Raw genomic sequence first — 12,707 nt, forward strand, 5'->3', positions numbered from 1 at the left:
TGCCTGCTAGTTATCCTTGGTTTTAAGCACCGCGAGGAAGGCGCTTTGGGGTAACTCCACGTCCCCCACCATCTTCATCCGTTTCTTCCCCTCCTTTTGCTTTTCCAGGAGTTTTCGCTTCCGGGTGATGTCCCCGCCGTAACATTTGGCCAATACATCCTTCCGCAGGGCATTAACCGTTTCCCGGGCGATGATCTGACTCCCGATGGCCCCCTGGATGGGGATCTTGAACTGCTGCCGGGGGATCTCGTCCCGCAGGCGTTCACAGACAAGCCGGGCCCTATCGTAGGCATTACCCTTGAACACCAGTTGGGACAGGGCGTCCACCCCCTTCCCGTTGAGGAGTATGTCCAGTTTGACCAGCTCCGTGGGTTTATACTCGGTAATATCGTAATCAAAGGACGCGTAACCCCGGCTTGTGCTTTTAAGGCGATCGTAAAAGTCGAAGAGAACCTCCGAAAGGGGCATGTCGTAGATGATTTCCACCCGTTTTTCGTCCAGGTAGGTCATGTTGGTCTGGACCCCCCGTTTTTCCATGCAGAGGGTCATGATGTTCCCCAAAAAGGAGGTAGGGGTGATAATCGAAGCCCGGATATAGGGTTCCTCCGCCCCTTCCACCTTTCCCTCCTCGGGATACTCCATGGGGTTATCCACCAAAACATCTTCCCCGGTCCGCAGGTATACCTTGTACTTTACCGACGGGGCGGTAAAGATCACCGATTGGTCGAATTCCCGTTCCAGCCGCTCCTGGATCACCTCCAGGTGGAGCAGCCCCAAAAAGCCGCAGCGGAACCCGAAGCCCAGGGCCGCGGAAGAGTCCTTTTCGTAGACCAGGGAGGCGTCGTTGAGTTTTAATTTTTCCAGGCTTGTCTTGAGCTCCTCGTAATCGTTGGAATCCACCGGATATATCGAGGAAAACACCACGGGTTTTACCTCCCGGAACCCCGGCAGGGGGGAATCGCAGGGAGCTTCCGCGCCGGTTACCGTATCCCCCACCCGGACATCCCCTACGGTTTTTACCCCGGCGATGATATAACCTACGCTCCCCGTGGAAAGTTCATCGACCTCCATCAAAACAAGTTTAAAAACCCCCAGGGTCTCAATGTCATATTCCGAACCGTTGGACATGAACCGGATCCGCATCCCCCGTTTTATGGAACCGTCGAAGATCCGCAGATGGACCACCACCCCCCGGTAGGGATCATAGTGGCAGTCGAAGATCAGGGCCCGCAGGGGGGCATCGATTTTCCCCATGGGCGGGGGGATCCGCCGGACAATGGCCTCAAAAAGCTCGTCCACCCCGGTCCCCTGCCGGGCGGAAACCAGGAGGGCTTCCCCGGAATCCAGCCCCAGGTCGTGGTCTATCTGCCGCTTGGTTTCGGGAATATCCGCCGCAATCATATCGATCTTGTTGATCACCGGCAGGATCTCCAGGTTGTGTTCCAGGGCGAGGTACATATTGGACAGGGTCTGGGCCTGTACCCCCTGGGTGGCGTCCACCAGGAGCAGGGCCCCCTCGCAGGAATTAATGGCCCGGGAAACCTCGTAGGTAAAATCCACATGGCCGGGGGTATCCACCAGGTTAAGTTCGTATTCAACCCCATCGGAGGCGGTGTAGGGGATGGTTACCACCTGACTTTTTATGGTTATCCCCCGTTCCCGTTCAATATCCATAGTATCCAGGATCTGATCCTGAAAATCACGGTCCTCCACCAGATGCCCCTTCTGGATAAGCCTATCCGCCAGGGTGGATTTGCCGTGGTCAATATGGGCGATGATACAAAAATTACGGATATGCGCAAGCATGGTTTATTGAAGCACACTTCCCGTATTTTTTAAAGTGGGAATATGGTAGACTCAGATTATCTTACCACTAACCGGAGCATTTATGCGAAGAAAAGATCGGGAAATAACGGACATTGAAGAACTCCTGGCCGTCATCGGCCGGTGTAAGGTCTGCCGGCTTGCCATGGCGGAAAATAACCGGCCCTATGTGGTTCCCTTGAATTTCGGGTATGAATACAAAAACGGGGAACTCTTCCTCTATTTTCACGGCGCCCAAGCGGGGAAAAAAATCGACATCCTCAAAAAAAAACCCCGGATCTGTTTTGAAATGGACGGCGGCCACCGCTTAATAGAAGGCCGGGAAGCCCATAATTACAGTTTTGCCTACGAAAGCATCATCGGCTTCGGCGGGGTTGAATTCGTGGAAGAGGACGAAAAAAAGGTCCACGGCCTCAATCTCCTGATGAAACACCAAACCGGAGAGGACCGGGACTTTGTTTTTGACGAGTCCCGCCTGCGGGAGACGGCGGTTTACCAGGTAAAGGCCCGCTCCTTCACCGGGAAACGTCGTCCCCTCCCGGTCTAGCAGCCCCGCCCGGTTTTAACCGTAACTCCTGCAGGCCTCGGTAATCAGCCGGATAAAACCGGGCCGGTCAATATCAAGGCAGACCGTGGCGTTTGGTTTGGCATCGGTCCAAAAACGGCGGTCGGCAAAGGTCATGCCGGTAGTGTACTTACCCTGGGTCTCAATGGAGATGTGGTATTCCGCGGTTTTAAAAAGTTCCGGGGCGATAAGCCAGGCCACGGCGCAGGGGTCGTGGAGGGGAGCGCCCGCAAAGCCCTGGGCAAGATGGTACTGGTAAAAAAATTCCACCAGCTCCGCTACCATGACCGAAACCCGGCCGCCGTGCTTCCGCAGGGCTTCGAGATCGCCGGGCAGCATAAGCGCCTTATGGCTTACATCCAGGGGACACATGGTAATGGGGAGGCCGGAGGTAAAAACAATTTCCGCCGCTTCGGGATCTACCAAAATATTAAATTCCGCCGCCGCCGACCAATTGCCCGATTCGATGCCCCCGCCCATCAGGCTTATCCGGGCGATGTTTTTTTTGACCTCCGGGTAGGCGGTAAAGAGAATCCCCAGATTGGTTAAGGGGCCCGTGGGAACCAGCGTTATTGGTTCCGGGCTGTCCAGAATGATCCGCCGCATCAGGTCCACCGCGGAAACCGGCTCCTCTTTGTAATCGGTTTCCGGCAGTATCGGGCCATCCAGACCTGAGGCGCCGTGAACCGCTTCGGCAACCTCAAGTTCCCGGAACATGGGCTTATCCGCCCCGGCGGCAAGCCGCGGCCGTTTACCGATATAGCTCAACACTTTTTTGGCGTTACCGAGGGTTTTGGCCAGGGTCTGGTTGCCGCCGGTGACGGTAACCGCCTTAACCGCAAGTTTTTCACTGGCAAAAGCCAGGACCAGGGCAATAGCGTCGTCATGACCGGGATCACAATCCATGATGATGGGGATTTTTTTCATAGAACTCACGCTCCTCTATTGTTTTCCGCTCGGCCTGCCGGTACTAGAGGGTATCCGGGGAATCCAGGGCTGCCGGAAGCCTCATGGAGGCTTCCAGGTATCCCAGCCGGCGTCTTTTTACGTAGATATCCAGGAGAACATACCCCTCCTTTTCTTCTACCTTGAAGCCCCGGATGGATACGGAATCCTGCTCGGAAAGTCCCGCTTCGTCGGCGATGGAACCCCGGACCACCCTTTTGATGGTATAGGCGGGGGTAAATATATTGCCTGCCGTGGGGGCCAGGATAAGGCCGAAGAGGGGGGCCGCCAGCCGTTCCCGGCTGTCAACACGGGCGGCCCTGGCCAAGGGGATTTCGGGCCGGGGTTCGGTCATGATCACCCGCCGGATACCGTCGGAGGTTTCGACCGCCACCAGCTCCCCGGGGCGGTTGGGGAAAAGAAGGTCCTGCAAAGCCGGTATAAGCCCCCCCTGGGAGGCCCGTACCTCGGCGCCGTTGAGGGTCGTGAGCCAGGTTCCTTCCGTGATATGGTGTTCCGCGGCGGGGGTAAAGGGGGCCACATAGATAATCTCCGCCCCCTGGGCAGTCTCGGCTATGGTAAGCCCCAGCCAGGGCCTTTCCGCCTTGCCGCCCCGGAGCATCCCGGGCAGGGCCGCCGCCAGCCGCTCGGCGGGAACGGCGAAGTTAAGCCCCTGATATTGTTCAATACCGGCAAAAACAATACCCACCAGGCGGCCTTCCACATCCACCACCGGCCCCCCGGAATTGCCGTGGTTCACCGCGGCATCTATCTGGATCACATCCCCAATTTGAAGCAAACGCCGGCCCAGGGCGGACACGATCCCGGCGGTAACGGTCTTTTCAAGCCCCACCGGGGAGCCTATGGCATAGATGGCTTCCCCCACCGAGGGGATGGTCCGGTCCACCAGGGAAAAAACATACTCCGGCGTTATTTCGGCCTTAATCAAGGCCAGATCCATGGCCTTGTCCCAGCCTATCACCCGGGCGGGGATCCGGGGGCTTGCGGCGCCCCCCAGGCGGATATACAGCCGGGAATAGCCCTCATAGGCGGGATCCACCTCGCTGGAGATAACATGGTAGTTGGTGATCAAGAGACCGGAACTGTCCACGAAAAAAGCGGAGCCTAAAACCCAGTCGGGTAAGCCCCGGCCCTTTTCTATACGGTAGCCCCGGTCAACCAGGACCGTAGCAACCCCCTTGATCATATCCGCGGCGGTATCCCGGCCCTGGGCATAGCGGCGTAATTCCTCGGGGACGGCCCCCCCCCGGGCTTCCGCGGCGGTGAAAAAAAACGCCGCCGCCCGCCGCTGGCTGACCCTTACCGCCTGCTCCAAAAAAAACAAAGCGTCCTCAAATTCCAGGGGCCGCAATTCATGGGTCCGCAGCGCCGCGAGAAAAGCCTCTAGATAATTTCCCCCGGATAATTTATCCTTAGCGTCCGCCAGAAGAAAATCCGGTTCCATACCGGTATTTTCCACCGCAATTTCCAATGCCCCCAGGGATCTGGCCAGGGAGGCCGCATCGTCCCAGCGTTTTTCCCTGACCGCCCGGGCCTGGGACTCAATAAGGTTCCTTACCGCCGCTTCTTCCAGGGATTTAAGCCGGGGCGCCGCCAAAGGATCCTCCCCGTCCGTCCCATAGATCCGCCGGTGGATTCCGGCCAGGTGTATCGCCCGCGCAGGATTTTCTGAAACATACCCCGCAATATCATCCAGCCTGAATTGACCGGACGATTTAAGGGGCACCAAGCGTTTTTCCGCCTGGGCGGCAGAAAGGCACCCGCTAAACAATCCTAAACCGCACCACAGGGAAAGAAAGAAAAAAAGCCCCGTTCCTGCCCTGACCTTAGCTGCCATCCTGAATCCTTTACAGAGGAATTTTGAAAACGCCTCCATCCTTAAAAGATAAACCGCGTTTTGAACCCGATTGGTTCCCGCGCCCGTCTACTCATCTAATCCCATCCCGGTTCAAATTCCAAGTTCTCTTGAGGGTTCCGTCGCTAAAATACTCTTCCCCCATTTCAAAAATACCGTCCCCGTCCCAATCGCTTTGGGAGGATTCAATACCCCGGAGATAAACCCTATCCCGGGGCTCCCCCGCGGGGGCAGCCTCCTGGCCCCACCGGGACAAATCAGAAAACAAATAATCTTCGGAAAAGAATGAAGGGTCCTCCCGAAACCGTCGTAGGGTTTCCATCCGTCCGTCAAGATCCAGATCTATCCGCTGAACCACGGGCCTGCCGGACCTAAATTCGGTCTCCGAAACGGGTTTATCATCCAAAAACTCCACCGCCCTTTGGGGTATGCCCCGGTCAAACTCCACCCGTTCCAGGGCCTTATCAAAATTGGTCCCGGGCCGTTCCGCATACCGGGAAAAAGACACCAGGGTATGCCGGGTTATCCGGCTCACCAGGGGATCCGCTTCGGGAAGGAAAGTCCCCGCAAAATCAATGAGCCTAATGGGGGAATAAAGAAACTCAAAGGGCCGGGGTACGTAGGTTACCCCTTCCAAAAAAACAACCCGCACCGCCGGGTATTGTTCCCAGTGTATCACCCCCTTAATCCGGTCCTCGTCCCGTACCGGATAGGCAAACCCGCCGGGGCCCCCGATGGCCGCCGCTGTAGAAGAAACCACCAGGCTCCCGTGCTCCGGGAAACCCTGGTTAAAGGAAATCAAAAGCTCGGCGAGCCCGTCCTGATCCGGATCAAAAAAATAAGACTCCACCAGCCCATCGGAAAAAGAGATTTTCGCTTCAGGGTACCCATCCTGATCCCTATCATCCATAATAACACCGGAAAAGGCCAAAAGGTTTCGGCTGAAACGATCCCGGCTCTCCGGGGTACGGAGAAGATTCCAGATGGAAAGCAGGAGGGCCCGGTCCACCATAATTCTTCCGGGGGTTTCGGAGGAAACTAAAAACCGGGGAAAAAAAAGCTCCTCCAGGGCCCGATCTTCATCGATAAGCCCCAGGTCCAGGGCAGCGGGAATTGAAGCGGGATGGGGCTCCCCCGTGGCCCGGTAGGCCGCAACAAAGCGGCGGGCCGTATCAAGATCGGCGATAAAGGGAACCGCCCCATAGGCCAACTCCCGGTCCGTCTCTAAAAGCACGGGCAGCCGGCGGAGGGCGGTATTGATCAGGGACTGTTCGTCCGGTTCATCTTCCGGGGGGTATAATTCCGGGGTATGGCTTATTTGAGGATAACGGGACCGGAAAAACCCAAAGAGGAGCCGGACCGGTCCGGGGTCCCAGGGGTATTGCTCCAGGGCCGCCGCCATGGTCCGGCGAAAACCCGCTCTATCCCCCAACCCTTTGAGGGCCGCCAGGCGGAGCGTGATCTCATCGGCTCCCGGGGGAATACGGGCGAGGACCCTGAGGGCTTCGGTAAAGGACCGGAGGCTAATCAGGATCTCCGCTTCCAGGAGCCGCGCCGTGTCCGCCGAATAGGCATACCACCGGTCCGCCGCAAGGCCGCGGCGCAGGGCTTCAAGCACCGCCCCCCTGGGGGCGTCTTCGTGAAACCGGGCCCGGGCCAAAAGATAGGAAAGATCCGAAGAAACATCGGCAAAATCCGCGGCCCGTTCCAGAACCTCCCGGGCCTCCTTCCAACGGCCCTGCGCTATGGCCTGCTCCACCCACCGGAGATACTGTTCCCCCATGGCCGCGTCTCCCTCGGCGGGAAGCTCCCCATAGTGCTGGGCATATCCGGGGACAGCAAGGGCCAAGATAAACCACAAACCTAAAAAAAAGCGGATCATCTTAGCCTTCCGGGGGGGGCTCCCCTTTTTCTGAGGGACTCCCGCCTGCCGCTGTCCCGGGAAGATCCCCCGGGTTTTCCCGGGGAAGGGTATCCCCCCGCTCCCCCCGGGGGGGCAGTCCCAGAAGAACCCGTACCTCATCGTCGATGAGGGTTTCCCGGTTTATCAGGGCCTCGGCCAGCTTTTCCAGTTCGTTTTTATGGCTTTGCAAGATACGCTCCGCAGAATCTTTAGCGGCGTCTAATATCCTTTTTACGGCCCGGTCGATATGTTGGGCAGTCTCCTCAGAATAATCCTTATGCCGGGCGATTTCTTTCCCCAGGAATATGGGTTCCTCCTCCTGACCGTAGGTTACCGGGCCCATTTCATCGGCCATCCCCCATTCACAGACCATACGCCGGGCCATATCCGTGGCCTGTTCAAGGTCCTGTTTGGTTCCGGTGGTGGTCTCGTCGTAAAAAAGCCGTTCCGCCACCCAGCCGCCGTAACATATCACGATCCGGTCTATGATCCAGCCCCTGGTACGGCTATAACTATCCTCCTCCGGCAGGGACATGGCCATTCCCAGCGCCCGGCCATGGGGAACAATGGTTACCTTGTGGAGGGGATCGGCGTTTTTGAGGAAATAGTGGAGCATGGCGTGACCGGCCTCGTGGATGGCGGTCATCCGCCGTTCCTTCTCCGATACCACCAGGGTCTTCCGGGCAACACCCATGAGGATCTTATCCCGGGCTTCCTCAAAATCCGGCATTTCCACGGTGGTTTTATCCTTCCGGGCGGCAAACAGGGCGGCTTCGTTTACCAGATTGGCGATTTCCGCCCCGCTCATCCCCGGGGTCGCCCGGGCTATCCGGACCAGGTCAACATCCCCTGCCAGGGGAATTTTAGCGGAATGGATCTTGAGGATCGACTCCCGTTCCTTAATGTCCGGCATGGCCACCACCACCTGCCGGTCAAAACGGCCGGGCCGCAGCAGGGCCGGGTCCAGTACATCCGGGCGGTTGGTGGCGGCCAGAATGATAACCCCGTCTTTGGAGTCAAAACCGTCCATTTCCACCAAAAGCTGGTTCAGGGTTTGTTCCCGTTCATCGTGACCTCCCCCGTATCCCGCGCCCCGGGTCCTGCCCACGGCGTCCAATTCATCGATAAAGATGATACAGGGAGCGCTGCGCCGGCCCTGCTCAAAGAGGTCCCGGACCCGGCTCGCCCCGACTCCGACGAACATTTCCACAAAGTCGGAACCGGACATGTGAAAATAGGCTACCCCGGCCTCCCCGGCCACGGCCTTGGCCATGAGGGTTTTCCCCGTCCCGGGCATCCCCACCAGGAGTACCCCCTTGGGGATCCGGGCTCCCATTTTGGTGAATTTTTGGGGCTCCTTAAGGAAGGCCACCACCTCCTGCAGCTCGTATTTGGCGTCATCCTGGCCGGCCACGTCGGCAAAGGTGGTCTTTTTCCCCTCGTCCTGATACCGCTTTGCCCGGCTTTTACCGAATTGAAAGGCCTTATTTCCCGACCCCTGCATATTCCTGAACATGATCCAGATAAACCCAAACCCGAGGATCCAGGGGAGGAATTCCAGGAGGATCCGCCAGGGGCTGATCCCCACCACGGCCCCGGATACGTTGATGTTTTTCTCCCGCAGTTCCGGCAGCAAGCCCGGGTCCTGGTAGGGGATCAGGGTCTTAAAATAGGACTTATCCCGCAGGGTCCCCTCAATGATGCTGTTGTCGTGGATGGTAACCGCGATAACCTCATTCATCTCCAGATAGGTGGTAAAAGCCGAATAGGGGATTTCCCGGATGACCGGTTCCTTGGGCTTAAAAAAATAGGCAAGAAAAAGACCCACCATGATAAGAAAAAATATCAAGGCAAAACGATTTGGCCGTCCGGCCGGTAATGAAGGCCGAGGCGGCATATTGTTATTTTGATCATTAAACATCAGTACCCCCGCCAAGGGAAAAGAAAAAAAGCCGCTCTCCCGGGGCTCCGATTTCCTTTTCCCTGCGCAATAAAATCACCGGTCCATTCCGGTCCAGCCCGATTACCGCGGCCGTACCCTCCACATCCCCGATGTTTATAATATCGGTATACTCCGATCGGGGCATCCTATCAAGGGCTTTTTTAACGGACCGTCTCCGGCCTTTTACCATAATAACATCGTCATGAAAATTCCGCCGTAACACCAGGGGAAGAAGGGCAAAAAAGCCTTTTTTCCCCTCCCCGGGATCGGCCGTCTCAATGATAAACCCCTTTAGCTTATAGCGTCCCGGCTCTTTAATCAACCGCGAAAACCCCGCCTCATACTCCCCGCCGGGGGAACGGGCGAAAATTCTATCCCCCCGGTCTTCTATCCGCAGGGGACCCGCATCCAGGGCTGAAATACCCCCCCGGGCAAAACGCCGGATAACTTCCCGCCGGGGCACGGCAGCCCCCCGGACTCGGTCCGGGCTAAACCCGCCGACGCCCCGAGCCGCCTCTTTCAGCCGATCCGCGGCCAAAAACAGGGCCTCCTCCCGGATAATTTCCGGGGCCGCAAAAAAATCTGCCCGGGGGAGGGAGAGGACCCGGGGTCCGGCGGACTCCCAGGGGAGCCCGTGACAGGCGGAGGCGGTGATAAAGGCCGCTGCAAAACCTTGGGTTTCCCCCAAAACCGGGAGGGATCGCTGCCAAAAGGGGAACAACTCGTCCAGAATGGGGATGAGCCGGTTCCGGATACGGTTCCGCAAGAAACGGTTATCTCCGTTGGTAGTATCGGTTCGGTAGGAAAGATTCCGATCCTCCAGATACCGGAGTACGGCGGCCCGATCCTGATCCAGGAGGGGACGAAACAAGCGGCCCCGGGATCGGGGGATACCGGCGAGCCCCGCCGGGCCGCCCCCTTGCAGAAAACGCATCAGGATAGTCTCCCGCAGATCGTCCCGGGTATGGGCGATCAGGATCCGATCCGCCCCGATCCGCCGGGCTTCCCGGTTCCAGGCGGCATGACGGTAGAGCCGGGCCGCCCCCTCAAGGCCGATACCCCGCTGCCGGGCGGCCTCCGCCACCCTTCCCGGAGGTATGGAAACAAGCCTGAAGGGTATCTCCCAATCGGCGCAGAGTTTTTTGACCCACCGGGCGTCCCCCCGGCTTTCTTTCCGGGACCGAATCCCGTGATCCACATGGAGACAAAAAAGATCAAACCCCAGATCCCGCCGCAGGACCGCCAAGGCGGCCAGCATAGCGGTGGAATCGGCGCCCCCGGAAACGGCCGCCAACAAGCGAAGGCCTTTCCGGACCACGGTCTTGAGTTCCCGGGCAACCGCTTCTTCAAAGGTATTCATCACCCGGCCATTATCCCCAAAACCGCCTCCCCGGGGGAAAGAACGGTCTTGACCGTATGCCTTATCCCGAACCGGGGCGGATCCATCCTGAGGCGTTAGGTTTTTGCCTCAGCCTCAGGGGCGGCGACCTCTTCTTCCACGGCCGCGACGGTTTCAGCCTTGGCGAATTTCACCAGGGCTACCACCTGGTCGCCCCCTGAAATAAGCCGCACCCCCGGACCCAGGGGCAGATCCCGAACGTGGATCGACTGATTCACCTTGAGGTCCGAAACATCCACATCGATCCGCTCGGGAAGATCCTTGGGGAGACACTCCACCTCAATATCGTGCAGGGGAGATTCCAGGATCCCCCCCTCCCGAACCCCGATGGGATTCCCGTGGATATGTACCGAAACCCGGGCCCGCAGGGAGGTATTACTTTCTACCTCGTAAAAATCCACATGGAGGACCCTTCCGTCGGTGATATTCCGCTGGGTATCCTTGACAAAGGCATCGTGGACCTTGCCGTCCACTTCAATTTTGACGATGGTACTTTCAGAAATACCCTTAACCCCATGGATAAACTCCAAGGCATCCAGATCGATGGACAGGGCCGTACCCGTCCGTCCGTAGATCACCGCCGGAATACGTCCGGCATTGCGGATTCGGCGAGCGTCCCCGGAACCTGTGTTGGCCCTGTTCCGGGCCGCAAAAACAACCTGACTCATTACGCTGCAACTCCTCTTATAGCCCTCCAAGGGGTTATACTATACTGGGACGACAAGGTTCGCCCCTGCCTTTTCAATAAGGGTTATACCTTTTCTGGGACGACAGGGTTCGAACCTGTGCATGCCGGAGCCAAAACCCGGTGGCTTACCACTTGCCTACGTCCCAATTATAGACACCTCTAAACGTTTAGTTTTGGAGGCGCCCATAGTCCTAAATCTCTACAGAAGGATCGTCCTGAACATTTCCGGAATCGTATTTTTCCAGGATCTTCTTCTGTAACTCTGCACGGAATTCGGGATGAATCGGATGGGCCACATCCTTGTATTCTCCTATCCTCGTTTTCCTACTTGGCATGGCGATGAATACACCGCTTTTGCCCTCAATGATTTTTACATTATGAACTACAAAGCAGTCATCAAATGTAACCGTTACATATGCCTTTAATTTACCCTCACCGGCCACTTTACGGACCCTAATGTCGGTTATCTCCATGGCGCTTCTCCTTTTTTTCGGTCCAGGTTAACATAATATTATTGTAATACCGCATTGCCCGAACGCGCAAGAGGAAAGGTGATTCTTACAAAATTCCATTCCTCCATGAGGACTTTTACCGCCCGATCCGCCGCTCCTCCGTTAGTAAAAATTCCAAAACAGGTCGATCCTGACCCGGATAAGCCCGTAAATTCCGCGCCCAGGGCTTTAAGGCGCAAAATTATCGCCCCATAAGCTTCGGCAGCCTCACCGGGCCCCCTCTCCAAAAAAAGGGGTAAAAAATCATTGCCATAGGGCCATAAAGCCGGAGGTCCGGCAAGGGCCTTGACCAAGGTCTCCGGCTCAAGTTCCTCCGGCGCCGGCCATCCCCTCCCCCGCTCCGCGTCCAGGAGGCGGAAAGCTCCGGCGGTATCCTGGGGAAACCCCGGATTAACCAGCACCACCCGGATGTTTCCGGGGGGTTCCAGGGGGATAACTTCCTCCCCCCGGCCATAAACCAGGGCCGCCCCGGGGGAAAGGAAAAAGGGCACGTCACTGCCCAGGGCCTCGGCCAGGGCTCCCAGGGCGGCCCGGGACAGGCCGGTCCCCGCCAACTGATCCAGGGCCAAAAGAACCGCCGCCGCATCCGAGGAACCGCCTCCTAAGCCCGCTCCCAGGGGGATCCGCTTATCCAATTCGATCCGCAGGGCCCGGTCAAACCCGGTTTTTGCCCTAAAAAGGACCGCTGCCCGGTAGGCCAGGTCCTGTTCCGGGGGAAAAGGCAACTCCCCCAGGGGGAGCAGACAATTCCTGAACAATTCACAAGCCCCCGGACCCTTGGAAACATCGATCCGCAGGGTATCCCCCCAGTCCAGGGCCAAAAAAACACTTTCCAGGGCATGATACCCGTCGGCCCGCAGGCCTTTAACCCGGAGGTGCAGATTGATCTTGCCGGGAGCTTCCCGGGTTACCACCGGAAAAGCCCCTGCCGGTTTTTATTTGCCTTTTCCATTGTTTAGTATAATCAACAACCCCGCCGCAAGCGGTCGGGGTATGTTGTTCTCATAAGGTATTTGACTCAGGGTACATACCCTTGGTTCCGCCCCAAGGGGC

General features: G+C 57.6%; 10 protein-coding genes and 1 tRNA gene. 1 reads left to right on the forward strand and 10 read right to left on the reverse strand.

The window, feature by feature from the left end; translation table 11 throughout:
- Nucleotides 1-6: 6 nt before the first annotated feature.
- Nucleotides 7-1,806, reverse strand: a complete 1,800-nt coding sequence (gene lepA, locus LQZ21_RS11610; protein ID WP_411044570.1) for a translation elongation factor 4 — start codon at nucleotides 1,804-1,806, stop codon at nucleotides 7-9.
- Between the two features lie 82 nt (nucleotides 1,807-1,888).
- Here lepA and LQZ21_RS11615 point away from each other — a divergent pair, with 82 nt between their 5' ends.
- Nucleotides 1,889-2,371, forward strand: coding sequence for a pyridoxamine 5'-phosphate oxidase family protein (locus tag LQZ21_RS11615; protein WP_411044572.1), 483 nt, complete (start codon nucleotides 1,889-1,891; stop codon nucleotides 2,369-2,371).
- Between the two features lie 15 nt (nucleotides 2,372-2,386).
- On the opposite strand, the gene LQZ21_RS11620 is transcribed toward LQZ21_RS11615, so the two are convergent.
- The 9 genes from LQZ21_RS11620 to ispE form a co-directional block, all read right to left on the reverse strand.
- Nucleotides 2,387-3,316, reverse strand: coding sequence for a nucleoside hydrolase (locus LQZ21_RS11620; RefSeq protein WP_411044574.1), 930 nt, complete (start codon nucleotides 3,314-3,316; stop codon nucleotides 2,387-2,389).
- 43 nt (nucleotides 3,317-3,359) lie between these two features.
- Nucleotides 3,360-5,192, reverse strand: a complete 1,833-nt coding sequence (locus LQZ21_RS11625) for a S1C family serine protease (RefSeq protein ID WP_411044576.1) — start codon at nucleotides 5,190-5,192, stop codon at nucleotides 3,360-3,362.
- Between the two features lie 91 nt (nucleotides 5,193-5,283).
- Nucleotides 5,284-7,092 (reverse strand): tetratricopeptide repeat protein, encoded by a 1,809-nt coding sequence (locus LQZ21_RS11630; protein ID WP_411044578.1) that lies wholly within the window; start codon nucleotides 7,090-7,092, stop codon nucleotides 5,284-5,286.
- A gap of 1 nt (nucleotide 7,093) precedes the next feature.
- Nucleotides 7,094-9,034, reverse strand: coding sequence for an ATP-dependent zinc metalloprotease FtsH (ftsH, locus tag LQZ21_RS11635; protein WP_411044579.1), 1,941 nt, complete (start codon nucleotides 9,032-9,034; stop codon nucleotides 7,094-7,096).
- Nucleotides 9,027-10,415, reverse strand: a complete 1,389-nt coding sequence (gene tilS, locus LQZ21_RS11640; RefSeq protein WP_411044581.1) for a tRNA lysidine(34) synthetase TilS — start codon at nucleotides 10,413-10,415, stop codon at nucleotides 9,027-9,029. Before tilS ends, ftsH begins: the two co-directional genes overlap by 8 nt.
- 95 nt (nucleotides 10,416-10,510) lie before the next feature.
- Nucleotides 10,511-11,122, reverse strand: a complete 612-nt coding sequence (locus LQZ21_RS11645) for a 50S ribosomal protein L25 (protein WP_411044583.1) — start codon at nucleotides 11,120-11,122, stop codon at nucleotides 10,511-10,513.
- Between the two features lie 94 nt (nucleotides 11,123-11,216).
- Nucleotides 11,217-11,288: transfer RNA gene (locus LQZ21_RS11650), tRNA-Gln, on the reverse strand.
- Between the two features lie 45 nt (nucleotides 11,289-11,333).
- Complete coding sequence (gene spoVG, locus LQZ21_RS11655; protein ID WP_411044585.1) at nucleotides 11,334-11,615, reverse strand: septation regulator SpoVG; 282 nt, start codon at nucleotides 11,613-11,615, stop codon at nucleotides 11,334-11,336.
- Between the two features lie 38 nt (nucleotides 11,616-11,653).
- Nucleotides 11,654-12,568: a 4-(cytidine 5'-diphospho)-2-C-methyl-D-erythritol kinase gene (gene ispE, locus LQZ21_RS11660; protein ID WP_411044587.1), complete on the reverse strand. Its 915-nt coding sequence runs from the start codon at nucleotides 12,566-12,568 to the stop codon at nucleotides 11,654-11,656.
- Between the last annotated feature and the right edge of the window lie 139 nt (nucleotides 12,569-12,707).

The organism is Treponema sp. TIM-1, from assembly GCF_046533115.1.
Classification (GTDB): Bacteria; Spirochaetota; Spirochaetia; order Treponematales; family Breznakiellaceae; genus JAIRMO01.